Raw genomic sequence first — 26,795 nt, 5'->3', positions numbered from 1 at the left:
CCACAGGACGCTCACCGACGACGTCGGCGACCAGTTCGTCGTGGTCGGGGGCGGCGCCACCTGCGTCGCCGGCAGTGAGCGGGCCGGCGCCGAGATGCTCTCCATGTTCGGCCGCCTCGATACGACCATCGGTAGTGCCGACGTATGGGCCTTCGGCACCTCGATCGAGGCATTGCCCCGTGACGCGCTCTGGGAGCCGGGTCGGCGCACAACTGCGACGGGGATCGAGATCAGCGGGCGGCGAGGAATGGAGGCGGCGATGACCGGCCTGCAGGAGGACTCGCCGTAGCGGCGTAGCCCGGGACGCAGGGCCCCGCTGCTGGGCGAGCCCTTCTGCGCCACTCGGTCATCTTCGCTCGGGTGTGATAAAGGCCTGCAGCGAAGCGCCCATCAAGGCGACGATGTCCTCAACCTCGTCCGCTGCCGGGGGACCCGCGTCGGGTTCGAGGAGCACGCCGAGGGCAAACAGGCCGGCACCGACCACCTGGGCGGCGATGAGCCGTGCCCGCAACCGGGCGTCCGAGCCAGGGAGGACGGCGGCCAATGGATCGACCAGGCGCCGGTTCATCTCCTCGGCGAACAGCGACTTCGCCTCCTCGACGTCCAGCGACCGCACCAGCGCGATCGCCGGGAACCTGACATTGGGGTCCAACCAGTACGTCACGAGCAGGCGCGCCAGCCGACGACCCAACGTCTCCAGGGGGCCCTCCAGATCCGCGGTGTCGATCGTCGGATCGGGCTCGGCTTGCGCCACCTCGCGGAACAGATCGCGTTTCGAGCCGAAGTAGCGCACCAGGAGCGGGGCGGTCACCCCCACATCGGCGGCGATGTCCTTGAGAGTGACCGCCGCGTAGCCGGCTCGGGCGAACCGCCGGCCCGCTGCCACGAGGATGTCCCGCTGCGTCTGCTCGGCACACTTCTTGCGACGCGGCCGAGCGGGTCGCTCCCCGAGGCCCACGTCATCGCAGCCGGCGCCCGCGGCCCCTGGCGCGGGATCGAGTGCTTTCACCGGCACTCGCATCGAACGGGCAAGGGCACCACGTCGATCAGCATAGTCGGCGACCACTGCGGGGCGGCCCGGTCGGCTACGACCCATGGGTATCCACGTCATCGGCGGCGTGCGACAGCAACTCCGCGATCCGTCGGGCATCAGCCGGGGTCAACTGAATAACGCGGTATCGATTCCCGACATGATGTGCGAGCTCGACCGCCGGCTCCCATGTGGCGCCGTCCGAGTCGTCCGAGAGGTATTGCGCCGCTCGCACGTCCAGCGACTCCTTGCGTCGCGGTTCGGCGGATCGGCCTAGTTCGAGCAGGTGGGCCTCGCTGACGTGCCATAGCGCGCTGTGGTTTGAAGAGCCGTGCATGACGCACCATGTCGGACAGGTCGATTCCATCCCGATGGTTGGGTCTTCGTCCATCGTCCGCCTCACCGGTCGTATCGCACGATGAACTCAGTTTCACCGGCGGCGGTCATCGTGAGGGGCCTGCTGTGCCGTCCCGTGGAACGAATCGCGTGCCAGGGAATGGAACAGGATCCGACCGGGCGCTGTCTCGACCGGCGAGACTTGCAGACCGGTGCAGCGGAACGGAGGCCGAAGCGATGCAGTCGACATTCGTGATCGTCGGCGCCAACCTCGCCGGGGGCCGGGCGGCGCAGACGTTGCGCCGGGAGGGCTTCGGGGGGCGCGTGGTGCTGGTCGGCGCCGAGCCGCACCCGCCCTATGAGCGCCCGCCGCTGTCCAAGGAGGTGCTGCTGGGTACGCAGAGCGCGGACGACCTGCAGATCGCGGACCCCGCGTCGTGGGCCGAACACGACATCGAGCTCCGCCTCGGGGTCCGGGCGCGCCGTCTACTGACGGCCGAGCAGGCCATCGAGATCGATGGCGGGGAGCGGATCAAGGCGGACAAGGTGCTGCTGTGCACCGGTGGACGGGTCCGCCGACTCCGGGTCGAGGGCCACGACCTCGCGGGAGTGCACTACCTGCGCTCGATCGACGACGCGCTGGCGATCCGCCGGCGCCTCGTGCCCGGTGCCCGGCTGACGGTTGTCGGGTCCGGGTTCGTCGGGGCCGAGGTGGCTGCGGCCGCACACGCCCTGGGCTGTCAGGTGACGCTGCTGGAGATCGCCCAGCTCCCCTTGCAACGCGTGCTCGGGCCGGCCCTCGGGAAGATCTTCGCCGCCGTCCACCGGGAACACGGCATCGACCTGCGCCTGGGCACCGGGGTGCAGCGAATCCTCGGCGACGGGCGGGTACGCCAGGTGGTCACCACCGACGGCAGCATCGTCGAGACCGACGTGGTGGTGGTCGGCATCGGCATCGACCCGGCGGTCGAGCTCGCGGGGATGGCGGGCGCCCGGGTCGGCGACGGCATACTCGTCGACGAGTTCTGCGCGACCTCGCTGGACGGGGTCTACGCGGCCGGTGACGTCGCCAACCACCCCAACCCGATCGTGGGCGAGCGGGTCCGGCTCGAGCACTGGCAGAACGCCCAGAATCAGGCCGTCGCGGCCGCCGGATCGATGCTGGGGCGTCGCCAACCTTTCGCCGAGGTGCCGTGGTTCTGGTCTGACCAGTACGACCTCAACCTCCAGATGGCCGGTCACCCCCTACCCGGGGACGACATCGTGTGGCGAGGCGACGTCGACGGCCTGAACTTCAGCGCGTTCTTCCTACGCGACGGGATCCTCCGTGCCGCGCTGGCGGTGAACCGGCCGCGGGACGTGCGCGGCGCAATGCGGCTGATCGAATGGCGGGCAGAGGTCGAACCGGACGCCCTGCGGGACGTGGGGGTGGACCTGCGAAAGGTGCCGGTCTGAGCAAGCACCTCCGCAGCAGCCATCGCTCACTCATGAGCAGATGCGCGACAGCGCGTCGGCCACCTTGCGGAGCCGAGCCGCGAGGCGCCGCTCGTCGAACCGCGAGGTGGGTGAGCTGATCGACAGGGCGGCGACCGCTTCGCCGGTGTGGGAATCAACGATGGGTGCCGCAACACAGGCCAGGCCCAGCCGGGACTCCTCGAGGTCCAGCGCCACGCCCTCGTCCCGTGCCCGGTCCAGGCTCCGACACAGCGCCTCGCGGTTGGTTATGGTGTGCGTGGTGAGGCGGGCCAGTTCCCCGGTCACGACGCGTGCCACCGCGTCCGGGGCCGACTGCGACAGAATCGCCTTGCCGAGCGCCGTGCTGTGTGCGGGGTTGCGTCCCCCGACGACGGTCGGGCATGGCGGGGCGCGGTGCCCGAAGATCTTCTCCAGGTACAGCACGTGACCGTCGTGGAGTACGGCCAGATGCACGGTCTCGAGGGTCTGATGGTGCAGTTCGGCCATGAACGGAACTGCCCGTTCGCGCAGTCCTTGGGGGCGCAGCGCACGCGACCCCAATTCGAAGACGTGCTCGTCCAGTCGATACCGGTTGCCATCTCTCTTCACGTATCCGTGATCGATGAGAACAGCAAGTAATCGATGTGCAGTAGATTTCGGCACGCGCGCATGAGAAGCGACTTCACTCACGCCAAGCACGGCGCGAGATTGATCGAATGCGCTTAGCACGGCAAGCGTCCGGCTGGCCGAATTGGTTCGAGCTGATTCTCCGGTCAGCCGCTGATGAAATCGATCGTCTGGCGATAAGGCGGCGCTGCCCGCGTCCATGGCGACCTCGGTTGAGGCTGAAGTAAATTGTGGTTTACAGGCTATGGCGGCCTCGAGCTGTTGTCAACGGTCGGCTGCGAGCGCTGACCCGAAAAGCTTGGCCCACGACCGGACGTACTGGGCCGAAGCCGGAGTTTTCATGTACGGGCAGGTGGTGATCGAGACCGAGTGGGCCGGTCTTCGCAGGCCATTGTTGGAGATCGAACGCCTCAACATCGCCGGGCGAGGCATCGAGATCACCCAGGACGCCTACGACGCCGCGGGGCGGTACGCCGAGTAGCCAGCACCTTCGGTAGGCCGACCGCCGACTTCCAAGCCGTCCAGCTCGCGAGCACGGCGTTGACTCGCCGTGGGCTACGCGCTCGGGTGCCAGTGGGCGAGCCCGAGGCCCGTGACCGCATGGTGGAGCGGGATGTAGTCCACGACGGTGCCGGCCTGGCCGGCGAATGCCCCGGCCACGGTGATCCAGGAGCGGATCTCGCCGGTCCCGCCTCGCAGCGTGTCGGAGTCGACGGTGAAGAGCTGGGTGAGCTTCTCGGCGCGGCCCTGGGCGATGCAGCTCAGAACCCAGGTGTCCAGCCGCTGGTCGATCCAGCCTGCCCGCGGGCCCCTTGGGTCGTGCGAGAGTCCACCGGACGCGCATACGGCGATCCGCTCTGGCCTGCCGTCCGCGATCTCGCGGATCGCCTGGCCCAGCGCGTAGCAACGTTGCCCGGTCGGAAGGGGGTCGCGGTAGGCGTTGAGGAAGACCGGCACGACCCGGATGTCGAGATCCGCGATGCCCAGGGCGTGTGCCGGACGCGTGAACGCGTGTCCGATCCCCTCATCCGGCCTGCTCAGCGGCCGGAGCTCGGAGATCACCGCTGGGTCGAAGCCGCGTTCTACGAGACCCGCGGCGAGGTGCCGCGCGAGCTCGCTGTGGCCCTTGAGGTGGACGCGCTGGTCGGTGGCGGTGAGGTTGCGCAGTCGCGGCAGGGTATTCCCGCTGACCTCATCCGCACAGAGGACGGCGAGTGTCGGGTTGAACGCCGGCCCGAAGACCTCGTCCTGGTCGTCTCCGATGATCACGAGGGCGTCGGGCCGTGCGTCTGCGAGCACTTGTCGCAGCCTGGCCAGGCCATCGTCGATGCGTTGCTTGGCAGCGGCGTTCGTCGCCGGTGTCTCCGCGGCTGCGGAGGGTGGCTGCGGGACGCCGTCGACGAGCATCTCGTAGAGCAGCGACCACTGCTCGACCGGTACCAGCATGGTGGGCGCGTGCGACGTGGCGAGCCCCAGGACGAGCATCACGTACCTCCGACGGTCGGCACGCTCACGTAGACCTTGCCGTCTGTCATGGTCACCGGGTAGGCGCGGACCGGCAGGATCGCGGGCAGCGAGCAGGCCTTGCCCGTGAGGAGGTCGAAGCGCGCGGAATGCAGCGGACACTCCACCTGACAGTCCTCTATCCAGCCGTCGGCCAGCGATGCCTCGGCGTGACTGCACATGTCGCTCAGTGCGTAGAACCGGCCCGCGTCGTTGAACACCGCCACCGGCTCGGGCAGGTCCGCCAAGTCGACGCGGATCCCCTCACCGGAGGGGACGTCCTCCACCGTGCACACGCACACCTCGAGCACCGATGCCATGAACTCCCTCAATTCCCCATCCGCGGTGTCCACGCCGCGACGGCCATCCCCATGAGCGCCCGGTAGAATGGCTCGTACACGATGAAGTCCGCCGGCCGGCTGTCGAGGGCGCCGACCAGGGCGATCCAGGCTCGCAGTTCGATCTCGCCGTGCTCGAGGAGGTCGGCGGCGGTCAGTTCGGCGAGCTTGCGCCCCTCGCCGGTCTCCAGCAGGTGGAGCACCTCACGGTCGAAGGCGGAGTCGATCGCGCCGTGGGTGTGCGGGCCCTGGTAGGCCGCCCACGGGTAGCCCGCCGTGAAGTGCGACCAGCCACCCGAAGCGTAGACCGCCACCCGTTCGCCTTCTGGGCGACGCCGCACCACGCGGGCTAGCAGCTGGCCGAACTCCGCGCACCGCCGCGGGGTGATCGCAGGGTGGTGGATGGCGTTGATGAACACCAGGACCACCGGGATGTCGGCTTCGGGAGCCACGTGCGCGAGCACCTGGGCGTGCGCGTGCGATCTGAGCTCACCGCCGGGAAACGAACCCACCGACGCGATGTCGAATCCCTCGTCGACGCCCTGCTCGAGAAGCGACATCGCGAGCTCGCGATGGACCCGGTACGTCGCGCGCGACCCGACCAGCGGGCTGCCCAGCTGGAACGCAGAGCCGACGTGCACGGCCAGCTGCGGCACATTCGCGGCGGTGAAGTTCTCGTCCTGGTCGTCCCCGATGACGACCATCGCATCCGGCTGCCGCAGGGTCAGCACCGCGCGCAACTGGTCTAACCCGCCCCGGATCATGGAGAACCGCTCCCGGTTCTCCGCGAGACTCTCGTGGTGAACTCCGTCCTGCACCGGCGGCAGGATCCCGCTGCGCTGGAACAGCATCTGCCGGTTGCGCTCCCGGAACTCGTCCCAGTGCTCGGGTTCCATGAACGCGAACGCATGCGAGGACGCCAGGCCCGCAACGATCGTTCCCATAGCTGTACACCTCCGACGTGTCAGCCGGCGGAGGCTGCGGTGCGCACGAAGAAGTTCATGAGCAGCTCGTAGACCGCCTGCGGCTGGTCGGTCTGGGCCTGGTGGCCTGCGCCCTCCACCACGTGGAACGGCACCCGCGGGTAGAGCTCGCGTAGGCCCGCGCCGAGGGTCTCCACGGGGGCCGTGCGGTCATCGGCGCCCCAGATGACACACCACGGCACGGTGAGTTTTGTCAGCCGCTCCCGTACCTCGAACACCTGCTGCTGGTCGGGGTCCTCGGTCACGAGTTTGCGGTAGTTCCACAGAGAGTCCAGCATCTCCCGATGCCCGGGCAGTGACGCCGACCGGAACCGCGCGTCGATCAGCTCGTCGGTGAGCTTCGCCCGGTCGTTGACGATGGCCTGCATGAAGGCGACGAGGGACGCTCGGGTGCCGTCGAAGGCCGGCAGCGGCACCGCCCGCCCGTCGTCGCGCAGGCCGACCGCAGTCGCGAGGGTCGCCGTCGCGATCGTCCCTACCTGGTTGACCCGGGCGGGATGGTCCAGGGCATAGCGCATCGCGACGTAGGCGCCCTGGGAGTTGCCGACGAGCCTCACCTGCGTCAGGCCGAGCGCGTCCACGAATCCCGCCACGTGGTCGACGAGGGTCTGGAACGAGTAGTCGACCAGTGGCTTGTCGGTGTGACCGGAGCCGATGAGGTCGATGGCCAGCACGTGGAAGTGCCGTGCCAGCAGGGGCAGGATCCGCGCCCATCCGCTGGCGCCGGACGCCCCGGGGCCACCACCATGCACCAGCACCACCGGTTCGCCCTCGCCCGCCTCGACGTAACGGGTCCGGATGCCGTAGACAGTCTCTCGCATGGAGCGCACCTGTGGCACCACAACCCATCGGGATCGGGGCTGGAAGGTAGTCTCGCCCACTGCACTCCACCTTTCGGTCACGCTGCTGCGAGAAATTCCAGGGCGACGCGGTTGAATTCTGCCGCGTGCTCGATCTGCGCCCAGTGCCCGCACTCGCGGAAGACGAGCAGGCGGGAGCCGGGGATGTCTCGCAGGAGCTGCAGACCGATCTCGAGTGGATTCACACGGTCCTCGCGTCCCCAGATGATGAGGGTTCTCGCCCGGATGCGGGCGAGCTCTTCGGCCTGGTCGCGCCACAGCGCCGTCGAGCGTGCTGCGGCGTCGCGATGGGACTCGTTCCGCGCCGCCTGCGCCCGGGCCTCGATCATTTCCCGGCTCACGATGCTCGGGTCGTAGAGCATGGTGTTGACGAGTTCCTGCATGGTTTCGACGCTGGGGTCGGCGCTGGCCTCGGCGAGGCGTCGGTGCCCCTCTGTCGGCTGCGGCACGATCAGGGTGCGTGTCATCCCTGCGGCGCCCATGAGGACGAGCCGCTCCGTGCGCTCCGGGTAGTCGACCGCGAAGGCCATCGCCGTGGTGCCGCCCATGGAGTTGCCGACGAAACTGGCTCGCTCGATGCCGAGGGTGTCCAGCAGGTCGCGCAGCGCACGAGCCCGCACCGTGGTGGCGGGTTCGCTGTCGAACACCACTGAGTCGGAGCGGCCGAAGCCGAGCATGTCGACCAGCACGGTGCGGTGGCGCTCGGCGAAGGGCCCGATGTTGTGGCTGAAGTTGGACCACGCCGTCGCGCCCGGACCCCCGCCGTGCAGCATGACAACGGCGGGTCCGTGCCCTGCCTCGTGGTAGTGCATCCGGTAGGCCCCGGCCTGCGCGTAGGTACTCGTGCCTTCCTCGGTCAGGGCAGCCACTGAAGTTGGTCCGGTCCTCACTTGTTCTGCTCCCCGGCCGCACGTGCGACGACCATTCGGTCGGCGATGTGGCTGTGCCTGGGGGCGACGGTTCGACGGGCCGGCTGGTCCTGCGGGCTCTCTACTCCGTTTTCTGCCACCTGCGTGTTCCTTTGGTCGATGGAGCCACTGGTGAGCCGGCCGGCACCGATCCCGGTGAGCGGGTCAGAAGAAGATGGCGATGCCTCGCGGCAGCACCGTCGCGTCGAGATGCACCTCACGCCGCGCGATCTTCCAACCACCGTTCACACGCCGCATTCGGTCGTGGCGCCGGCCTGCCCACCACGCCTCGTCGCGCAGCTTCCGGGCCTGGCGCACGGTGAACGCGCTCAGCACCTCGACCTCGTCCGGGGTGGGGCCCTCGTCCACCACGATGTTGCTTATCAGGTGGCAGGTCATCGAAACCGGGGTCTCCACGTGGGAGTAGCCGGTGGCGTCCTTGCGGACCCGCGCCGTCAGCATCGCCTTGTCGTCCTTGATGACGGGGTGGCCGGCCGGAGCCACGTCTCCTTGCACGTACTCCCGGAGGGGGACCAGGTACTCGGCGTCCTCGGTGAACAGGTCCAGCCAGTCTTCGAGGCGGTGTTCGTCGAGGATGTGCGCCTCCCGGTACAGGAAGTCCTCGAGCTCTCGCTTCTGCTCCCAGCCGATCGTCATCGCTAGTTCCGTTCCATCAGCTCGAGCCAGAACCGGTAGAACTGGCGCTGGTTGACCTCGCTCGGGTTGGGGCCGAGGTTTCCCGGCAGCCCCTGTGGACCCTCGTCCTCGTGGCCGGCCTGCAGGCCGTAGTGGAAGGGGCGCTGCCAATTTCGCTCGGCACGGCCGGCCTCGACCATGCGTTCGAGGTTTTCGACGTCGTCCGGGGCGATGAGGCCCGCCATGTGCTGGCCCTGGTACACCCGCTGGATCGCGAGGTCTTTGACCACTTGCGGGGCCTCTCGCTCCACCATGGTCCACTGCCAGCATTCGTGCTCGAGGGGCCCACGCGGGTGGAACATCTGGAAGTGCCGTCCCAGCATCGGGGAGAAGAACCCCATGAGCCCCATGTTGGGGAACAGCAGCCCGTTCATGAAGCTGTAGGGCTTGACGGGCCGGTCCTTGACCACCTCGAGGAGCTTCTGCTGCCGGTACTCCACCCACTCGACCGCCTCCGGGCCGAGTTCCTTGGCCTCGGCGAGATCGCGGTGGTACATCGAGTCGTTGTCGGCGAGAACCATGCCCATGCCCATCGGGCAGCCCCGGCCGTAGCCGCTGCTGGCCTCGTACATCGGCGGCTCCGCGTAACCGGGGTAACTGGTGATCGGGATCGTGATGCCCTTCTCCTTGAACTCCTGCATGATCCCCAGCCACGCGACATGCGTCGCGGAGTACACGTGGTAGTCGTCGCCGATGAAGTTCTCGGAAATGAGCTTCCAGTTCCCGGGTGAGCGATACCGGTGCCATCCGGGCAACGCCTCCAGCCCTCCGAGAGGGGTGCCGAGAACGAAGTTCTCCAGCCACCAGCGCACGTCCTCGCCGAGCCACTCGTGCAGCTCGGGAGCGTCGGGGTCGAAGGAGGCGAGGAGCAACCCGTGGAAGTTCGCAATCTTGGCGGCCTCCTCCAGGCCCCAGGCCGTCTTGTCCAGCTGCCCCCGGTAGAGCATCTGCTCCATCGGTGCACCGGTCAGCGTTCCGTCGAGCCCGAAGCTCCACCCGTGGTAAGAGCAGGTGAACCCCTTGACGTTGCCGCGGTCGAACAGGCACACCTGGTTACCGCGGTGTGCGCACTTGTTCACCAGCACACGGATCTGTCCCGCGGCGTCCCGTACCACGATGACGGGCACCTCGCCCATGTAGTTCGTGATGTAGTCCCCGGGCTTGCGGACCATGTCCTCGTGACCGACCACCAGCCAGGCTCGGCTGAAGACGCGGTCTGCTTCGAGGCGGTACAGGTCTTCATCGAAGTGGATCGCGGGCGCGACAAGGCCGTTCTGCCAGTCCACTAACCCCCGCAGCTCACCGACGCTCGTCACGATGGCTTCCTCTCGTTGAGAATGCGGACGTACCGCTGCTCGAAGTAGTTGTAGGGCTGTGCTGAGTTGCTGCCCTTCATCAGTCGGTCGGCGCCTGGTCCCGGGTCTGCGCTCCTGTGCGTAGGTGACGTCGCCGGACAAAGTCGTGGGCCCATACCAGCCGCAGAGCGCCGTCGTGCGGTGTGCAGCAGGACGTTATGGCGGCGGTCACACTCATGTCTATAGAATAATTCGGATTGAAATTATCCAGTTTCAGCATTGCTCGCTCACAGTTCGGACCTGCCACATCAGGGGGCGGGGTGTCGTCTGCGCCGGAGACCGAGCAGGCCGGCCACGTCGACGGCGTCAGTGACTGGGCTGCACATCCGAGGCTGGGTCGTCACCCGAGTCCGGCGCCCTCCCGGCCAGGCTCGCCCTGGCCGAGCGCCGCCTCCGCTGGCGTGAGGTGAATCGAAGGCCGTCGGCGGAGCCACACCGATGCGGGCGGGATGGCCGGGCTCCCGGCTCACCTCACATGAGGTACCGCCGGGCGTGGCCGCTCGACGGGTTCGAGAGCAGACCCGCCGGCTCTTCGGGTGCTGCAGGTCGGCGACGTCGGGTCTCAGTCCTCGCAGATCTCTGCGCCCTGAACGTGGCGAACGAAGGCCCGGACCGGGGGAGCGAGGGACCGACCCCGGGCCCAGTAGATCCAGATCGGGGTGGTCATGGGGTAGCGCTCGTCCACGAGGACCGGCCAGGTCGCGACCGGGTCCCCAGCGAGGTTGTCGTCGGCCAGGACGGCGACTCCCAGGCCAGCGCGCGCCATCGCGATGAGCGTGGTGGTGTTCCCCGATTCGAGGGCGATGTTCAGCGTGAATCCGCTGGCCCGCAGGGCGGGCTCCAGCAGGCGTCGGGTCAGGCTGAGGGGCCCGCCGATGATGACCGGCACTCCTGCCAGGTCCGACACCGGGATCTGAGTCCGGTGCCGCCAGGGGTGATCCTCGGAGGTGACGACGACGATCCCCGCGTCCCCCAGTCGCCCACCGGCCAGTCCTTCATCGGTTCGCGGCAGGGCGGTTACGAAATCGACGTCGCCGGAGAGGACCTGCTCCACGGGCGGCAGCCCGGCTGATTCGTGCACGGCGACGTGGACACCCGGATGCGTCTCGCGGAAGCGACCGATGAGTGGCGCGAGGAAGCGGGGTACGTGGGGGTAGGCGCAGGCGACCGTCACCACACCGGCGCGACCCTGTGTCAGCTCGCTGCTCAGCACTCGGATCGCCTCCGCCTGTGCAAGCAGCTGATCGGCGCGGGGGAGCAGTTGCGAACCTGCGCTGGTGATCTTCACCCCCCGCCCGGAGCGCTCGAAGAGTGTCACGCCCAACTCCGCCTCTAGCGCCTTGACCTGCCGCCATAGCGACGGCTGGGCCACGTCGAGCTGATGGGCCGCACCCAGGAACGAGCCGACATGGGCCACCTCAGCGAAGTAACGCAGTTGGCGAAGCTCCACTAATACTCCCGCTGAATAGATGGAATCCAATCTATTCTATAGACGCGCGTGTGATCGCCGCCATAGCGTTCCATGAGCCTCACCCCGGAGAGACCGCCGTATCTGAACCGGCTCGTACTCGCCGGAGCGGGATCCTTCGGATTGGGAGCGAGTATGGCGATGGACGAGGTGGGGAACGCGGAGAACTCGAGCGCAGTCGCGGTCAGGGCAAGGCAGAACCAGATGGTGGAGCGGGCGCTGCGCGAGTGGCAGGGTGAACTCGAGGGCCGCGTGGCGGTCGTCACCGGCGGTGCCCGCGGGATCGGCCGGTCGATATCCGAAGGGTTGATGCGTGCCGGCGCGAAGGTCGTCGCCGCCGACAAGAGCTGGGACGGGGCCGAGGACCTCCGCAAGCAGCTCGAAGCCGAGCAGGGGCTGGCCGTCGAGGTGGACATCACCGACGACAGCCAGCTCGACGCTGCATTCGCCGCGGTGATGGACCGGTTCGGGACCGTCGACGTCCTGATCAACAACGCCGCGCTGGTCTCCGAGACGCTCTTCTACCCGACCGGGCACCGCAACACCCTGGACACGACAGACCAGGACTGGGAAGCGATGTTCGGCGTCAACGTCTTCGGCACTCTGAAGGTCATCCGCCGGTTCATCCAGCCGATGCGGGAAAGAGGACGCGGCAGCATCATCAACGTCGTCAGCAGCGGCGTCCTCCCCGTCGCCGCGGGAGGCGGCTACCACGGCCTGCGCCCGTGGACAGTGGAGATGCCGTACCAGGCGACCAAGGCGGCCGTTACCGCGCTCACCTTCTACCTCGGTGAAGAGGTGCGGAGCGACGGTGTCGCGGTCAACGCGATCATGCCAGGGCATACCCGGACATCGTGGTTCGACGCCACGGCTCGCGCGTTCAACGAGATCGGCGTCGTCTACTTCATGCGGCCGGCTATCGCCGAGCACCTGTTGCCGATCACGCTGTTCCTCTCTGCTCAGGATGGTCGCGGAGCAGCCGGTCGGCTGTACTACGTGCCTGAGTGGAACTACGACCACGGTTACGGCGACTACGCCGCCTGGCTGGACCACGAGCTGCCGTCGGACATGGAAGAGATGTACAGCCGGCTCGAGGCGGCGATGCCGAAGTACGAGCGAGCCGGCGTTCCGCACCTACCGTTCGACGCCCAAGGCGCACTCTATGCGGCTGCTATGGCGAATCTCGGCTCGCAGGAGAACTGGGCGGGCGGCCCTACTCAATGACCGGACCTTGGCCGAGGAATATCCGGAGAGGGTACGTGGATCTCCTGTCGCCGCGAGTCCGCCCACCTGATCTGGGCCGGGACCGCGTCGGGCGGAGATTTCCCCCGCCTGTGCCGGCCCGGCGGATCTGCGATGGCCGCCCGGAGCCTGCGCACCGACCATGAGGCGGACCTCGATGCGCTACGGCTGGAGAGTCGGGCCGGCACTGATGTCACTACATCGGAGAGAGAGTCCATGACAGTCGAGGACGTCCGTCAGAGGGCAGCGGGACCCGGCGCCGAACCGACGCGCTCGTTCTGGCTCGACCTGCTCGGTGCCGAGGTCCGCTTCCGGGACGCGGGTGGTCACCTCACACGCAGCATCGAGGCAGGGGCCGGCGAGCCGGTGGTCCTGCTGCACGGCATCAGCGGGCACGCCGAGACGTGGGTACGCACGGTGACACCCCTTGCCCAGGGCTTCCGCGTGCACGCCCTGGACATGCTCGGGCACGGCTTCACCGCCAAGCCGGCCCTCGACTACTCGGTCCAGGCGCTCGGGCAACACGTGCTCGGATTCCTGGACACCATCGGCGCTCGCCGGGCTCACCTGGTCGGCCAGTCCCTCGGGGGTTGGGTGGCCGCGTGGCTCGCCATCCACCACCCTGACCGGGTCGCCTCGCTGGTCAGCGCGACCGGAGCCGGGCTGGAACTGACCGAGGACGGCGCCGACCTCACCGCCCGGGTGGGCCGAAAGGTGGGGGACGCGACCAGGAAGGCCCTGGACGAGCCGACCCGGGACAAGGTGCGCACCCGGCTGGAGTGGCTGATGCATGACCCCACCGTCGTGACCCAGGAGCTGGTGGAGACCCGGTTGCACATCTACACGCGACCCGACTTCGCCACCGTTGCAGGTCGGCTCGTGGAGGCGTTCACTGCCCACCCACGGCCCGATGAATTGCTCACCGCCGAACGACTGGCCCGCATCTCGAGTCCGACGCTGGTGCTGTGGACCCGGCAGAACCCCACGATGCCGTGGCAGGTGGGGGAGGCGGCCAGCCGCATCATCCCCGGCGCCTCCTTCTACCTCATGGAGGACGCCGGGCACTGGCCGCAGTTCGAGAAGCCGGCCGAGTTCCTCGAGGTGGTCGGCGGCTTCCTGCGCTCGGTGGCCGGCTGTACTGACGTCGCAGACGGGATCGTCTGATGGGCGTCCTCGTCGCCGGCTACGGCGTCTCCCACACGGCCATGATGATCCGCAAGTACCGGCCCGAGGACAGCGGGCACCAGACGGTGCACCGGGCCTTCGGCCGGCTCCGGGAGGAGCTCGACCGGCTGGCCCCCGATCTGATCGTCGTGATCAGCAGCGAGCACCTGAACTCCTTCGGCTACGAGGCCTTTCCGCAGATCTGTGTGGGAATCGGGGAGAGCTGCACTGGCTGGGGCGACGCCGGTGTGGCGAGCGCTCGGGTGTCCCTCGCCGGAGGGTTTGCCGCGCAACTACTCGAGGACGGTCTGGACGCGGGCTTCGACCTGGCCTTTTCGGCCAATCCCCGGATCGATCACGCGTTCATGGCACCGCTGACGCTCCTCCGGCCGGAGATGGACATCCCGGTGGTCCCGGTGTTCCAGAACGCGAGCACCGAGCCACTGCCGCCGCTGCGGCGGTCGGCCGACTTGGGCGAGCTGATTCGGGATGTCGTCGCCCGGCGCCCCGGGGCCGAGCGGGTCGTCCTGCTCGGCACCGGGGGGCTGTCGCACTGGGTGGGCACCCCGCAGATGGGTGCGGTCAACACCGACTTCGACGGCCGGTTCCTCGAATGCGTACGCGGCGGCGACCTCGACGCCATCGTGGCGATGAAGACCGCCTACATCGTCGCCGAGGCCGGCAACGGCGCTCCCGAGATCCGCAACTGGGTCACCGTCATGGCGGCGCAGCCCAGCCGGGGCACCGTGCTGGCCTACGAGCCCGTGCCCGACTGGGCGACCGGGATCGCACTCGCGCGCCTCTACCCGGAACTAGAGCCGTGAACCTTCCGCTCGACGAGCTGCTTCGCTGGGCCGCCCGCGATCCCGGTTTCCGCGAAGAGGCCCGGCGGGCGCCGCAGGAAGCCGCGGACCGCGCCCGTGTCCCGCTCGCAGACCTGACCGCCGTCCTCGAGGGCGACCTGTCCGCGCTGCACCGCCGCGGCGGACATCCGCTGCTGATCATGCAGCTGGCCGGTGCACTCGGTATCGACCCGATCGACCGCTTCCACTCTGCAGCCCCGGCCCCCATACAGACAGAAAGGAACACCGCCCGTGTAGATCGCGCGGGAAGTGGCGACGCGTGAGCGCCGCCCGACCTCGGGGCCGGCCTGCTCGGCGGCGAAGGGGCCGACACAGCGGTCGCAGATCTGGAGGCGATGCCGTCCCGGCATCGAGGTGGCCCGAGTGCGTTCACCGACCCTGCGAGGTTCGCCCACGAGCTGTTCTACGGTCAGCTGGTCGTACCCGGATCGTTCAAGCCGGGTCGGCCATGTCCGGCTTCGTCACCGGTCCAGGGCTCGGGTACATCGGGCTAATCAGCTCCGGCCTGACTCCTACCGGTGAGTCGCTGGTCATCAAGGACGGTTGGTCGGTCCGGGCCTACGTCCACACTGTCTGACGCGGCCATCACGTCTTCTCCCTCGAGAACCGAAGCACTCGAAGGATCACGCGGTGGCCGTCTCACATCCCGACGCCACGCCGCTGATCAGCAACGACGCCGTACACCACTTCTCCGGAGGCAACCTCGCCACGTGTCAGGGTCGTGTCCACGCGCCCGCTTCCTACCCTGGCTGTCCGACCTGCATTGACACGCTCCGGGCCGCCGTTTATACAGAGCCCTCAGAGATCTCCTCTGTCATGCGGAGAACGATGAGTGGTCTACCGAACGCCCCTCACCAGCACCACCGGGCAGAGCCGCTCTCGCGGTACGCGATCATGCACAGCTCAGCGCTGGACGAGGTGCGCGAGATCGTTCCCCGGGTATACGCGCCCCATCAGACGATCGTCCTCGAGCGGAAGCGGCACCTGCGCGCAGTGCTCAATGCGGCCGTGCTCGGCGACGTCACCGTCGGCTACCTGAGCTATGGCACGGAGATCCGGATGATCCCCGCGCCACTGTCCTCGTGCTACCACATCAACGTGCCCCGCTCCGGCTTCACCGAGTCAACCTGCGGGCACAGCTCCATTATCAGTTCTACCGGGCGTGCGGCCGTGTTCAGCCCGGATCAGCCTATGACCATCAGGTGGTCGCCGGACTGCGCTCAGCTGGCGGTGAAGCTGGACCGCAACGCGCTGCAGACGGAGCTCGAAAACATCCTCGGTCAGCGGGTCTCGACGGTGCGGTTCGAGCTCGGCATGGACGTCACGACTTCGGCCGGATACAGCTGGCTGGCCAGCCTGTACCTCCTCCTAGCCGAGATGGAACGCCCCCAGAGCGTGATCCATCAGCCGCTCGCCGGTGCCCACTTCGCGCGACTGCTCATGACCACGCTCCTGTTCGCCCAGCAGCACAACCATTCCGAGGCCCTGACCCGCCCCGCCGTGCCGGTGCGGCCGCGGGCCGTGCAGCAGGTGATGGAGCTGGTGGACGCGCGTCCGGAGGTGCCATATTCGGCCGGTGACCTGGCCGCTCACGCCGGCGTGAGCCTCCGAGCGCTGCAGGCGGGTTTCCGCCGGCAGCTGGGCATGTCACCCATGGCCTACCTCACCGAGGTGCGCCTCCGGCGGGTGCACATGGAACTGATGGATGCTGATCGTGCGGAGTTGACGACCACTGAGGTCGCCTACCGCTGGGGCTTCACCCATCTGGGCCGGTTCGCTGCCGCGTACCGGAAGAAATATGGCGTGGCGCCCTCGGACACCTTACGCCGCATGCACTGATCTTCCTTGGCCCTTTGCCCGGCGCACGTACGCGATCCGGCGAACGCCCGGCGCAATGCGGATAGCCCGGTGCCCCACCCACCCGTAGCGTCGCGTTATTCCGCCGGGAGTCGGGTTCCGAGGAGGAGCATCATGCGAGTCGGCATGTTCATGCCCACCATGAATAAGAACTGGGTGTTCTCCAACACGTCACCCACCTCCATGCCTGAGTGGTACCTGGCCGAACAGTCCGCCACCAAGGCGGAGCACTATGGTTTCGATTTCCTGCTGTCGGCCGTGAAGTTCCGGGGCTTCGACGGTGATACCAACCCGTGGAACTATTCGCTCGACTCCCTGTCGGTCATGGCTGGCCTCGCCGTGACGACCAAGCGCATCAAGCTCTTCGGCTCGATCGCCACCCTGCTGACTCCGCCGGTCCTCGCCGCCAAGCAGGCAGCCACCATCTCCGACATGTCCGGGGGCCGCTTCGGGCTGAACATCGTCACCGGGTGGGAGAAGCCCGAGTACACCCAGATGGGCCTGTGGCCCGGTGACCAGCACTTCCAGACCCGCTACGATCACGCCGACGAGTACGTACGGATCATGCGCGAGCTCTGGACGAAGGGGCAGTCCGACTTCGTCGGCACGTACTTCCAGATGGAGGACTGCCGCCTCGGCCCCCTCCCGACGGCGCCGATCGAGCTGGTGTGCGCGGGCCAGTCCGACCGAGGCATGCAGTTCTGCGCCGAGGTCGGCGACTACCAATTCGTGGTCGGCAAGCCCGACGTCGACAGCCTGCGGGTGCAGAACAACCGGCTCCAGGAACAGGCGGACAAGGCGGGCCGTGCCGTCGGCAGTCTCCCGCTGTTCCAGATCGTGCTGCGGGACAGCCTCGCCGAAGCCGAGGACGTCGTGCAGAACTGGCGCGAGAACATGGATTTCCCGGCCGTCACCAACCTCATGGGAATCGCCCGGGAAGACCTCACCGAGAATGAGGAGTCGACGAAGAGCCTCATGCTGGGTTCCGACGCCTTCATGATCTCCTTCCCGCTCGTCCTCGGCGATGCAAAGACCATCGCCGAAAAGCTCCGCTCCTTCGGGGAGGTCCCCGGAACCGCCGGCGTCATGTTGTCCTTCCAGGACTACCTAGTCGACGTCGACCGCTTCGGGCGCGAGGTCATGCCCCTGCTGACCAGGAGCTGACTGATGGAGCAGCGGTTGCGCATCGTCACCGTCGTCGGCAACCCGAAGGCGAACTCCAGGACACGGACAGTGGGGGAAGAAGTCGCGCGCCAGATCGCCGTGCGGTTCGACGAACCGGATCGGACCGAGCACGACACGATCGAGCTGGCCGACCTCGCCGCCGAGCTGTTCGACCGCTCCTCCCCTCGCGTAGCCAAACGGGTGCGGCAGGTGTCGAACTCCTCGGTCGCGGTGTTCGTCTCCCCAATCTACAAAGCGGCCTACACCGGTCTGCTCAAGGCCTTCCTCGACTGGTTCGACCGCACGAGCTTGCAGGACGCGGTGGTCGTGCCGGTGATGGTCGGCGCGGCCCCCCATCACGCGCTCGCCGTCGAGGTACACCTGCGGCCCCTCCTCGTGGAGATCGGCGGAATCGCCCCGACCCGGGGCCTGTACGTCATAGAGAGCCAGATCGACGACCTCGACTCGACGGTGGCGCGATGGATGACCGAAGCGGGCCCGGTGATCGGCCGTACCGTGCTGGAGAGGACAGCGCCGCTCCCAGATCGCAGCACGACGAAGTCCCCATCCCGTGATCCATTTCCGGTGAGGTAGGCCGCCATGGGCGAACCGCTGAACACAGACGACATCCACTACACGACCGTAAACGGGATCCGGACCCGGTACCTCGACTCCGGGACAGGGAGCCCCATCGTCCTCATCCACGGTGGGCACTTCGGCATCTTCGTGCCGATGGGCATCGAGGTCTGGAGCGAGAGCGTCAACGCGCTGTCCCGGCACGGCCGCGTGGTGGCGTTCGACAAGCTGGGGCAGGGATGGACGGACCTTCCCCCTGACGATGAGCACTGGACGTTCGAGAGCGTCCTTGAGCATGCCCGGTCGTTCATCGAGCAGCTGGAGCTCAACGACATCACCGTGGTCGGACACTCGCGCGGCGGCCTGCTGGCCACCAGGCTGGCGATCGATCTGCCGGACCGGGTCAGCCGGCTCGTCGTCGTGTCGAGCGCCACGACCGCCCCTACTCCCCCAGGGCAGTCGGACATGGGCTTCTACGACAACGTCGAGGCCACCGCACCGACCGACGCCGGGGCGGAGGGAGTGATCAGCCACTACCACTCCGCTCAGGCCGTCACCGAGGGCCCGCTTTCCCCGGAGTACCTGCGTATCGCCGCCGAGATGATGGAGGGGAGCAACCACAAGGAGTCAGTGGACGGCTACGCGCGCAACAGCGAAGAGTACTGGATCCCAAGCCTCGTGCGCGCCAAGCAGCAGACGCTTGATCACCTGGAGGGACCGGGCCTCGCGGTTCCCGTCCTCGTCGTTTGGGGCAAGGACGACCGCTCGGCGCCCGTGGAGCTCGGACACCAGTTCTTCGAAATCCTGTCCCGGAAGACGGCGAACTGTTCGATGTACATCATCAACCGGGCCGGTCATCAGGTGTTCCGCGACCAGCCCAAGGCGTTCAATGGCGTGGTCGTCGGGTTCCTGAACACCTGACGCCCGCGCTCATCCGTCACCGAGGTCGGTGGCGAGGGAGCGGCACCTGGCGGGTGAGGAACACCTCCGAGCGGGTCCGCGATGAGTCGACGAGTGCCAGGCAGACCTCGAGGTTGGCCAGGCCCCACCGCCCGTCGTGTTCGGCCGCGGAGCCCGTGCGGACGGCGTCGGCGACCTCGGAAAGCATCGCGGTGCGGCCCACCTCCTCGCCGGCGAGCGGAATCTCCGTGACCCGCTCGTCGCCGTAGACGCGCAGACCGTTGGGCGAGACGCGCACGTCCCCGCGTTCGCAGCTGAGCACCACGAGTCCGAAAAACGGCTGGTGGTCGCCGCCGCGCAACAGCTCGCGCTGCCGACTCGGTGCGGCCGCGATGCCACGCTTGACCTCCGCCTCGGGCGTGCCCGCGGCCTGGGTCAGCCTGCGTCGCGCAACGGCGTAGCCGGTCATCGGCTGGCCGGTCTCGCCGATGCCGAAGGTCAGCTCGGTGCTGGCGAAGTGGTCGTAGCCGCTGTAGACGATCGTGGCCGGGGTGGCGTCCTCGAACTCGAGATAGGCGGAGTATGCACCCGCGCCTGGGCGCCGCGGGTCCCAGCGCCCGACCCGGCCGCGCACGCTGCGCAACAGGCCGCCGCCGAGGTAGCGCACGATATCGACGTGATGGGCACCTTGGCGCAGCGGGACGCCCCCGCCCATCGTGGGGTCCAGCTCGTCCGGCGTGCGGGGGCGAAACATCCAGTCGGTGTAGTACCAGGCATTGACGGCCCGCAGGGCCCCCAGCTCGCCGGATGTCACGATCCGGCGCATCGCACGCACCGGGGCCTCGAAGCTCTGCGAGTGGCCGACAACCAGAATGCGCCCGGCCTCGTCCGCGGCCGCGACCATCGCCTCAGCGGACTCGACCGATACCGCCATCGGCTTCTCGACGATCACGTGGTGCCCGGTCCGCAGTGCGGTGATCGCGTGCTCGGCATGCAGGTGGGTGGGCGAGGCCACGTAGACGACGTCGACCGCACCCGAGGCGCACATCTGCTCGAGCTCGGCGAACACGGCGCGTCCGGGACCGGCGAAGGCGTCCCGCGCCGCGGCCGCGGGGTCGGCCCCCGCGGCCACGACGTAGTCCGGGTGCCGCTCGACGAACGGCAGCAGCACCTCACCCGCGACGCCCAGGCCGACGATGCCGAGGCGCAGTGTTTCCATCAGCGGGCCTCCATTGGCAAACGCCATCAGTGGGCCGGTTCGTGGCCGAGCATCCGCTCCGTCGGGACAACGTCCGCGGTGAACCGGCACGCCCGGCACCACAGATGGAATACGCGCGTCTGCCCCGTCCAGTACTCCTGGACGAACGCCGTGACGGCGAGTTCGTGCCCGCAGTGCGGGCAGAACCTGACAGCTGGCCTGCCATCCGTGTCCGCTGTCCTCACACGGAGGCGCCCTGCTGCTCGACCCGCTCAAACAGCTCCAGCACCTGCTCCGCTATGGGGCTGTAGCGTCCTTGTCCCATCGTGAGGAACTCCGAGCGAAATGCTCCGCCCGCACCGAACTTCTTCTTCTCCTGAGGCAGCACGATGCACTCGTTCGTCGCCTCGTCGCGCACGACGCCCAGCGGGTCTTCACCTTCGGCGACGCGGTCGAGCTGTTCTTGGAAGAGGCGCCGCAGCATGATCACGCCGACATCGGATTTGCCGAGGTGCTCGCGGCTGCGGTCGGCGATCGGACCCTGGCTGGCCCAGGCCATGATGTCCTGCCCGTCGACGAAGTCGACCAGGAAGTCGCCCTCCTCGTCCTGGAAGGGGACGGTGAACAGCGGGACCGACTCCTGGGGCTCCACCGTGTATTCGCCGTCGGGCTTGTAGACCGAGTACCAGAAATGGGAGGTGTGGGTGTCGTCCACGGGCACCCGGATCTGGAATTGGTAGTGTCCGCCCCCGCCGACCCGGAGCATGGCCGGGAAGACCAGGGGGTGGCCGACCTTCCAGTCCTCGTCTTCCTCGGTCATGCCCTGCAGCACGCGGCGCTTGATGATCCCGTACTCGAACAGGTCGAAGGCAACCTTCTCGTGCTTGCGGGCGAGCACCTTGGCGCGGGGGTCGCCGGCCAGGTCGCGCACGAAGTTCATGTAATGCCCGTGCAGCCATTCGACATGGTGGGGGTCGACGGAGTTCTCCATGACCTGCAGCCAGCTCATCGGCAGCATCGCGTGCCCGATGTCGCGCAGGCAGTTGTCCCACACGAACAGGTCAAAGCGCGGCAGCAGCGGCGCCGGTGCCGGACCCATGTAGACGAAGATGAGCCCGCCGAGTTCCTCGGCCTGGTAGGTCACCGCGCGCACCCGCTCCTTGAACGTGCTGTCCGCGGGCTCGGCCGGCTGGTCGAGGCACTGGCCGTCGCGGCCGAAGAGCCACCCGTGATAGCCGCAGCGCAGACCCTCCTCCTCGACCACGGCGTAGCGCATCGAGGCGCGCCGGTGCGGGCACTGGGCCTCGATGCAGCCCAGCCTTCCCGTGCCGTCGCGGTAGATGACGATGTCCTCGCCGAGCAGCCGCCGGGAGATCGGTACCCGGCCGAGCTCGGAGACGGCGGCGACTGGGTACCAGTAGCGACGCAGCAGGGTTCCCATCGGAGTCCCGGGCCCGATCCGGGTAAGGCGCTCGTTCAGGGCCGGCGATAGCATGCTGACCTCTTCTCTCGGGCCGACGACGGGGTCAAGACCCGAATTCGTGGTGGTGGAGATGCGTCTCGGTCAGTCGCCCAGGAACGCCGCGACCTCACGGACGAAGTGGGCGGCGCGCTCGATCTGGGTCCAATGGCCGCAGCGGCCGAAGACGACGAGGTCGGCTGCGGGGAGCAGACTCACCAGCCGCAGGCTGGTCTGCTGCAGTGGAATCACCTGGTCCTCAGCTCCGTGGACGAGCAGCGTCGGCGTGCTGATCTGGCGGAGGTCGTCCTCGGGCAGCGCCATCGCGTCCAGGTGCCGCTGGCGGGGCGCGGCGAACGCGGCCGCATACCGCTCGTGTACTCCTGGGGCGATGCTCGCCTCGTGCCTGAGCCGGACCAGCTCCGGACTGACCAGAGTCTGGTCAAAAGCGAAGATGCGGAACAACGAGGCGAGGTTCTCCTCGGACGGCTCGTACCCCCATACCGCCTCCAGGCCGGGTGAGATCGGGAAGCCGATGCCGACGGTGCCCATCAGCACCATGCGCCGGACCCGGTTCGGTTGCCGGTGCGCCAGCGCGAGGGCGAGTGCGCCGCCCATCGAGTTGCCGATGACGTCGACCCCGTCAAGCCCGAGCGCGTCCAGGAAATCGACGAGATGCTCCACCCGCGCCGAGTGGGTGAACTCTATGGTGGGGTCCGCCTGGGTCTCGCCGAAGCCAACGACATCCGGCGCGATCATTCGGAACGAATCGGCCAGTTCCGAGCCCATCGTTCCCCGCCAGTTCGCCAGCGCGGACACCCCTGGACCAGATCCATGGATCAGTAGCAGCGGCCGGCCCTCGCCCGCACAGTGGTAGACGGTGCGGAAGCCGCCGTGGGAGATCTCTGCTCGCACCGGCTCCGCGACGTCGGAGCTCGGGATCACACCCGTCCGCGCGCTCATGGCTCGTAGGTCGCGAAGACCTTGTTGGAGTTGAAGACGTCGGTCTCGGTGAACTCCGACCACGTCGGTGTCGGCCTGCCGATGCGTTCCATCGCGCCGAGCAGCGGGAACCAGTTGAGGAGTTCCTGCTGTCCGGCCGCCTCGATGTCATCGAGCGGGACCGACCGCCAGGCGTCAATGTTTCCGGCCACGAGATGGTCGTAGAGGGCCCGGTCGCTTGGCGTGTCGGGGCGCAACCGCCAGGTCTTGTCGCAGATGAACGCGTGCGACCAGCTCGAGGAGGCGACCAGTGCGGCCCGCCATGGAGACTCGGCGAGGATCTCGGCGACGGTGCCGCCGATATCGACCATGCTGGAGGGGCGCGGCGATGGCGGGTCCAGCTCGCGGACGTCGTCGAAGCGGCTCATGAAGCCCTTGTAGCTGACCACGCGGCGGCCGTAGCAGTTGATCGGGAACGGCAGTACCGGGTAGTCGAAGCCGGCGCGGTGATAGTCGAGATAGAGCACTGCGTTCAGGAAGGCGTGCGGCAGGCCGGGATGGTGCAACGGCCGGTACGCATAGGGCACGTCGACGCCGCGCTCAAGCAGCTGGGTGGCCAGGTAGCGGCCGATGTCCGGGCGGCCCTTGACGGTGATCGTCGTGTCTGCCGGCTCGCCCCAGACGTTGGGTCTGCCCTTCATGTCCGAGGAATCGGCGGCGTGCGCCCAAGGGCGGACCTCGAGATCGTCGTAGGCGAGCACCGCGTAGGGCGGGATGATGTCCTCACGGAAGTTCTCGTACTGGTCGTCGCCCCAAACCAGTACGACATCGGGGCCGAAGTCGTCCAGCGCCTGCCGGGTGCGCTCGAAGCCTTTGATCAGCGCGGCCCGGTGGTCGGCAGCAGAAGCGCGGCCCTCGTCGGAGCCCCATTCGCGGCGCATCAGCTCCGGCCAGTTGGTGGGGTCCTTCTCGCGGTCCGGGATCGCGGGGTCCTCCAGGGTCCGGCGCAGGATGCCGGCCATGTCCTCGTCGGTCCCGCTGAACGGTGGATAGTGCGACAGTCCGATTCCGAGCAGCTCTGCCACGGGATCCTCCTCAACCGGCGGGCGTCGGTGGCCGCTTTCACAGAACGTTACTCATGAATCAGAACTATCGTCAAGGACTAGTATCGCAGTCTCAGACAATATGCTCGGGATGAGTGATAAGCTCAGCTGTGAACTTTCTAAACATGAGTACTTCGAGGGGGAGCGCACGATGGCGTCGGGTGAGGACACCGAGCTTTCGGTGTCTGAGCAAGTGGCACGATCCGCCTCGGTCTACGCAGCAGAGCTCGATCCAGGCGTACTTCAGCTGACCCTGATGCTGTATCGCACGATGAGTGTCTTCGACCGGGCGCACACGGCCGAGCTGAGCCCGCATGGGCTGAACCTGGTGCAGTTCAACGTCATCAGCGTGCTGCATCGAGTCGGTCGGCCACTCACGATGGGGGAGCTCGCCCATGCGGTGTCGGTCCGTCCGGCCAACCTGACCAGCGTGGTCGACGGCCTGGAGAAGAACTCGCTGGTCGATCGCCGGCTCAACCCCGACGACCGCCGGTCGTTCCTGGTCGGCCTCACCCCGACCGGCGAGGAGTTTCTGGCGGGCTTCTTGCCGGGGCACTGGCGGTATCTGCAGTCGCTGACCAGCGGGCTCAGCCCGCGCCAGCGCAAGCAGCTGACCACCCTCCTGGAGCGCCTGATGCGCTCGGTGCAGGAGGCTGACGCTCCGGCGCAGCCCCCCGTGCCAGCTGGTCCGTCCACCGCGGCATCCTGATGGACCGGATCGACATCCACACGCATGGGTTACCGCCCAGGTTGCCCCGTCTGGCGCAGCGTTACGCCGGGGCCTGGCCCGAACTCGTCTCGACCGGACCGTGCACGGCGGACATCACCCTCGGAGGGAACTTCTTCCGCGCGGTCGACGACCGCTGCTGGAACCCCGAGCGTCGGCTGGCCGACATGGCTGCTGAGGGTGTGGCCCGCCAAGTCATCTCGCCGATTCCGGTGACCTTCAGCTACGGACTCGATGCGACCGGTGTCGTGGAACTGGCGCGGGTTCAGAACGAGTGGATCGCCGAGGTGGTCGGCAACCACCCGGACCGGTTCTCCGGGCTGGGTACGGTGCCACTGCAGGCCCCTGAAATGGCTGCCACCATGGTCGGTGAGGTGGTGCGTGACCTCGGCCTGCCCGGGATCGAGATCGGCAGCAATGTCGCCGGCGCTCCGCTGGACGCGGCAGAACTCGCCCCGTTCTTCCACGCCGTTGAGGAGCACGACGCGGTGGTCTTCTTGCACCCGTGGCAGGTGCTCGGCGCCGAACGGCTCCGTGCACACGGGCTATCCTACTCGGTGGGGAATCCCGCGGAGACCGCCGTCGCCGCGACCACGCTGATACTGGGTGGGGTGCTCGACCGGCACCCGCGGCTGAGAGTCGTCCTCGCCCATGGCGGCGGAGCCTTCCTGGCGATGCTGCCGCGCATTACCACCTGTACGTCCATGCTGCCCGGGGTCGCCGAACCGGAGCAGCCGATCGCGAGTTACGTCCGCCGCTTCTGGTACGACTCGCTTGTCTACGATCCCGGCAGCGTCCGCCGGTTGGTCGAGATCGGGGGCGCGGACCGCGTCATGGTCGGCACCGACTACCCGTTCCCGATCGCCGAGCGCCCTGCCGGCGCCGCGGTCGAGGCCGCTGGCCTGCCTGGAGCCGACACGGTGGCGGTGCTTCACGGCACCGCGTTGGATCTGCTCGGTCTGGACTCCTGAGGGGCCCCGCCGCCGACTGCGACGGTGGGCCGGGGGTGCCGCTGACTCCGGCCCACCGCGCCGGTCCTAGATCTTCGCGTCGGTCAAGGTCTGCGGGAGGAAGATGTCGGAGACGTCCAGCACCGACGAGGTGAAACCCTGATCCGCGGCGTAGCGCAGGATGGCGGAGAGCGCCGCCTGGTTGGCCTCCAGGCCGTACGCGAATGCGTCGCCGAGCAGCGCCGCCTCCTGCTCGGCATAAGCCGACTCCCACACCAATGAGGTGGAGCACACCGCGGTGTCGCGGAGCTCGGGTACCGCGGGGCGGCGCGCGAGCTCGAAGGCGTGGCGGAGGTTGTTGGCCACCCAGGGATGGCGCGCGATGACCTCGCGGCGCAGCACGACCGTATGCATGATGGGCACGATGCCGGTGTCGCGGAAGTACCGTTCCTCCGCTGATCGCACGTCGGGGAACAGCCTGCGGATGCGCGGATCCCCGGCCAGGAACGCCCGCGGTGGGCGGGCGGTGAGCACCGCGTCGACGCCGCCGGCCAGCAGTTGCTCGGTGAGGCTCGTCCGCTCGTGGACCGGCTCGACGGAGAGCCGGCCGGGTGGCTTGACCCGGGACTTCTCCTGTCGGCCGGGCTCCTCGAGCCCGCCGGTGCGCCAGCGGATGCTCTCGAGGTCGACGCCGTAGTGCTCGCCGAGGATGCCCCGCATCCACAGCGATGCCGTCATGCTCCATTCCGGGGTGCCCACCGCGCGGCCATTGAGCTGTTCGGGTTCGGAGATGCCCGAGTCGTCCCGCACGTAGAGCGCGGAGTGCCGGAATGCGCGGGACGGGAAGACCGGAATGGCGTGGAACGGCCGGTCCGGGTCTTCGACGCCGGCGAGGTAGGCGCCGAAGGAGAACTCGGCCGTGTCGTATTCCATGTATCGGCCCTGCCGCCAGAAGAGTTCCTCGATGCCGGTCTTGAGATAGCGCAGCTCGATGCCTTCCGGCTGGATGGTCCCCTCGTAGAGTGCCCGTGTCCGGTCGTACACGGCTCCCGCATAGGTCAGTGAAACGGTCTGTGGCATCTGCGCCCCCT

General features: G+C 68.0%; 29 protein-coding genes. 13 read left to right on the top strand and 16 right to left on the bottom strand.

What is annotated here, in order from left to right:
* Positions 1–40 precede the first annotated feature (40 nt).
* Positions 41–289: a hypothetical protein gene (locus HF526_RS08525; protein ID WP_169380800.1), complete on the top strand. Its 249-nt coding sequence runs from the start codon at positions 41–43 to the stop codon at positions 287–289.
* Positions 290–346: 57 nt separating this feature from the next.
* Here HF526_RS08525 and HF526_RS08520 read toward each other — a convergent pair whose 3' ends face one another.
* Both HF526_RS08520 and HF526_RS37340 read right to left on the bottom strand, forming a co-directional pair.
* Positions 347–1,009 carry a TetR/AcrR family transcriptional regulator gene (locus HF526_RS08520; protein ID WP_169380799.1) on the bottom strand — a complete coding sequence of 221 codons (663 nt, stop codon included), beginning with the start codon at positions 1,007–1,009 and terminating at the stop codon, positions 347–349.
* Positions 1,010–1,085: 76 nt separating this feature from the next.
* The gene (locus HF526_RS37340) at positions 1,086–1,421 is read right to left on the bottom strand and encodes a DUF6907 domain-containing protein (protein WP_420821601.1); all 336 of its coding nucleotides are present in this window, start codon (positions 1,419–1,421) and stop codon (positions 1,086–1,088) included.
* Positions 1,422–1,603: 182 nt separating this feature from the next.
* Here HF526_RS37340 and HF526_RS08515 point away from each other — a divergent pair, with 182 nt between their 5' ends.
* A complete protein-coding gene (locus HF526_RS08515) occupies positions 1,604–2,821 on the top strand; it encodes an NAD(P)/FAD-dependent oxidoreductase (protein ID WP_169380798.1) in 1,218 nt (405 codons plus the stop codon).
* 30 nt (positions 2,822–2,851) lie between these two features.
* Here the strand turns inward: HF526_RS08515 and HF526_RS08510 are convergent, their stop codons facing one another.
* Positions 2,852–3,649, bottom strand: a complete 798-nt coding sequence (locus HF526_RS08510; RefSeq protein ID WP_169380797.1) for an IclR family transcriptional regulator — start codon at positions 3,647–3,649, stop codon at positions 2,852–2,854.
* A 139-nt stretch (positions 3,650–3,788) separates the two neighbouring features.
* Here HF526_RS08510 and HF526_RS08505 point away from each other — a divergent pair, with 139 nt between their 5' ends.
* Positions 3,789–3,929 carry a hypothetical protein gene (locus HF526_RS08505; protein ID WP_169380796.1) on the top strand — a complete coding sequence of 47 codons (141 nt, stop codon included), beginning with the start codon at positions 3,789–3,791 and terminating at the stop codon, positions 3,927–3,929.
* Between the two features lie 74 nt (positions 3,930–4,003).
* On the opposite strand, the gene HF526_RS08500 is transcribed toward HF526_RS08505, so the two are convergent.
* From HF526_RS08500 to HF526_RS08465, 8 genes are all read right to left on the bottom strand, one after another.
* Positions 4,004–4,933 (bottom strand): DODA-type extradiol aromatic ring-opening family dioxygenase, encoded by a 930-nt coding sequence (locus tag HF526_RS08500; protein ID WP_169380795.1) that lies wholly within the window; start codon positions 4,931–4,933, stop codon positions 4,004–4,006.
* Positions 4,933–5,304, bottom strand: a complete 372-nt coding sequence (locus tag HF526_RS08495; RefSeq protein WP_420821600.1) for a bifunctional 3-phenylpropionate/cinnamic acid dioxygenase ferredoxin subunit — start codon at positions 5,302–5,304, stop codon at positions 4,933–4,935. The genes HF526_RS08500 and HF526_RS08495 overlap by 1 nt, the downstream gene beginning before the upstream one ends.
* Positions 5,280–6,233 carry a DODA-type extradiol aromatic ring-opening family dioxygenase gene (locus HF526_RS08490; protein WP_169380794.1) on the bottom strand — a complete coding sequence of 318 codons (954 nt, stop codon included), beginning with the start codon at positions 6,231–6,233 and terminating at the stop codon, positions 5,280–5,282. Before HF526_RS08490 ends, HF526_RS08495 begins: the two co-directional genes overlap by 25 nt.
* 20 nt (positions 6,234–6,253) lie before the next feature.
* Entirely contained in the window at positions 6,254–7,093 is an 840-nt protein-coding gene (locus HF526_RS08485) for an alpha/beta fold hydrolase (protein ID WP_169380793.1), read from the bottom strand.
* A 77-nt stretch (positions 7,094–7,170) separates the two neighbouring features.
* On the bottom strand, positions 7,171–7,944 hold the full coding sequence (locus HF526_RS08480) for an alpha/beta fold hydrolase (protein ID WP_169380848.1): 774 nt from the start codon (positions 7,942–7,944) through the stop codon (positions 7,171–7,173).
* 261 nt (positions 7,945–8,205) lie between these two features.
* On the bottom strand, positions 8,206–8,697 hold the full coding sequence (locus HF526_RS08475; protein ID WP_169380792.1) for an aromatic-ring-hydroxylating dioxygenase subunit beta: 492 nt from the start codon (positions 8,695–8,697) through the stop codon (positions 8,206–8,208).
* Positions 8,698–8,699: 2 nt separating this feature from the next.
* Positions 8,700–10,022 (bottom strand): Rieske 2Fe-2S domain-containing protein, encoded by a 1,323-nt coding sequence (locus tag HF526_RS08470; protein WP_169380791.1) that lies wholly within the window; start codon positions 10,020–10,022, stop codon positions 8,700–8,702.
* Between the two features lie 631 nt (positions 10,023–10,653).
* Complete coding sequence (locus HF526_RS08465; RefSeq protein WP_169380847.1) at positions 10,654–11,541, bottom strand: LysR substrate-binding domain-containing protein; 888 nt, start codon at positions 11,539–11,541, stop codon at positions 10,654–10,656.
* A gap of 153 nt (positions 11,542–11,694) precedes the next feature.
* Between HF526_RS08465 and HF526_RS08460 the strand changes: the two genes are divergently transcribed.
* From HF526_RS08460 to HF526_RS08425, 8 genes are all read left to right on the top strand, one after another.
* The gene (locus HF526_RS08460; protein ID WP_211176952.1) at positions 11,695–12,783 is read left to right on the top strand and encodes an SDR family NAD(P)-dependent oxidoreductase; all 1,089 of its coding nucleotides are present in this window, start codon (positions 11,695–11,697) and stop codon (positions 12,781–12,783) included.
* 234 nt (positions 12,784–13,017) lie between these two features.
* On the top strand, positions 13,018–13,965 hold the full coding sequence (locus tag HF526_RS08455; protein WP_169380790.1) for an alpha/beta fold hydrolase: 948 nt from the start codon (positions 13,018–13,020) through the stop codon (positions 13,963–13,965).
* Positions 13,965–14,789 carry a DODA-type extradiol aromatic ring-opening family dioxygenase gene (locus HF526_RS08450; RefSeq protein ID WP_169380789.1) on the top strand — a complete coding sequence of 275 codons (825 nt, stop codon included), beginning with the start codon at positions 13,965–13,967 and terminating at the stop codon, positions 14,787–14,789. The genes HF526_RS08455 and HF526_RS08450 overlap by 1 nt, the downstream gene beginning before the upstream one ends.
* A complete protein-coding gene (locus HF526_RS08445; RefSeq protein ID WP_211176951.1) occupies positions 14,786–15,091 on the top strand; it encodes a hypothetical protein in 306 nt (101 codons plus the stop codon). Before HF526_RS08450 ends, HF526_RS08445 begins: the two co-directional genes overlap by 4 nt.
* Positions 15,092–15,722: 631 nt before the next feature.
* On the top strand, positions 15,723–16,667 hold the full coding sequence (locus tag HF526_RS08440) for an AraC family transcriptional regulator (protein ID WP_169380788.1): 945 nt from the start codon (positions 15,723–15,725) through the stop codon (positions 16,665–16,667).
* A 144-nt stretch (positions 16,668–16,811) separates the two neighbouring features.
* Positions 16,812–17,849 (top strand): LLM class flavin-dependent oxidoreductase, encoded by a 1,038-nt coding sequence (locus HF526_RS08435; RefSeq protein WP_239028447.1) that lies wholly within the window; start codon positions 16,812–16,814, stop codon positions 17,847–17,849.
* 3 nt (positions 17,850–17,852) lie between these two features.
* Complete coding sequence (locus tag HF526_RS08430; RefSeq protein WP_169380786.1) at positions 17,853–18,443, top strand: NADPH-dependent FMN reductase; 591 nt, start codon at positions 17,853–17,855, stop codon at positions 18,441–18,443.
* Positions 18,444–18,449: 6 nt separating this feature from the next.
* Positions 18,450–19,346, top strand: a complete 897-nt coding sequence (locus HF526_RS08425) for an alpha/beta fold hydrolase (protein WP_169380785.1) — start codon at positions 18,450–18,452, stop codon at positions 19,344–19,346.
* A 16-nt stretch (positions 19,347–19,362) separates the two neighbouring features.
* On the opposite strand, the gene HF526_RS08420 is transcribed toward HF526_RS08425, so the two are convergent.
* From HF526_RS08420 to HF526_RS08405, 4 genes are all read right to left on the bottom strand, one after another.
* Positions 19,363–20,544: a Gfo/Idh/MocA family protein gene (locus HF526_RS08420; protein ID WP_211176949.1), complete on the bottom strand. Its 1,182-nt coding sequence runs from the start codon at positions 20,542–20,544 to the stop codon at positions 19,363–19,365.
* 220 nt (positions 20,545–20,764) lie between these two features.
* The gene (locus HF526_RS08415) at positions 20,765–21,964 is read right to left on the bottom strand and encodes a Rieske 2Fe-2S domain-containing protein (RefSeq protein ID WP_239028445.1); all 1,200 of its coding nucleotides are present in this window, start codon (positions 21,962–21,964) and stop codon (positions 20,765–20,767) included.
* 123 nt (positions 21,965–22,087) lie between these two features.
* Positions 22,088–22,945: an alpha/beta fold hydrolase gene (locus tag HF526_RS08410; protein WP_169380782.1), complete on the bottom strand. Its 858-nt coding sequence runs from the start codon at positions 22,943–22,945 to the stop codon at positions 22,088–22,090.
* Positions 22,942–24,009 (bottom strand): class III extradiol ring-cleavage dioxygenase family protein, encoded by a 1,068-nt coding sequence (locus tag HF526_RS08405; protein ID WP_169380781.1) that lies wholly within the window; start codon positions 24,007–24,009, stop codon positions 22,942–22,944. Before HF526_RS08405 ends, HF526_RS08410 begins: the two co-directional genes overlap by 4 nt.
* 109 nt (positions 24,010–24,118) lie before the next feature.
* On the opposite strand from HF526_RS08405, the gene HF526_RS08400 reads away from it, so the two are divergent.
* Together HF526_RS08400 and HF526_RS08395 are read left to right on the top strand one after the other, a co-directional pair.
* Positions 24,119–24,736, top strand: a complete 618-nt coding sequence (locus tag HF526_RS08400; RefSeq protein WP_169380780.1) for a MarR family winged helix-turn-helix transcriptional regulator — start codon at positions 24,119–24,121, stop codon at positions 24,734–24,736.
* Positions 24,736–25,725, top strand: coding sequence for an amidohydrolase family protein (locus HF526_RS08395; RefSeq protein ID WP_169380779.1), 990 nt, complete (start codon positions 24,736–24,738; stop codon positions 25,723–25,725). The genes HF526_RS08400 and HF526_RS08395 overlap by 1 nt, the downstream gene beginning before the upstream one ends.
* Before the next feature lie 66 nt (positions 25,726–25,791).
* On the opposite strand, the gene HF526_RS08390 is transcribed toward HF526_RS08395, so the two are convergent.
* Positions 25,792–26,784: a substrate-binding domain-containing protein gene (locus HF526_RS08390; RefSeq protein ID WP_211176947.1), complete on the bottom strand. Its 993-nt coding sequence runs from the start codon at positions 26,782–26,784 to the stop codon at positions 25,792–25,794.
* Between the last annotated feature and the right edge of the window lie 11 nt (positions 26,785–26,795).

It is taken from the genome of Pseudonocardia acidicola (assembly GCF_012911935.1).
Lineage (GTDB): Bacteria > Actinomycetota > Actinomycetes > Mycobacteriales > Pseudonocardiaceae > Pseudonocardia > Pseudonocardia acidicola.
This window is presented reverse-complemented; position numbering and strand designations above follow the sequence as displayed.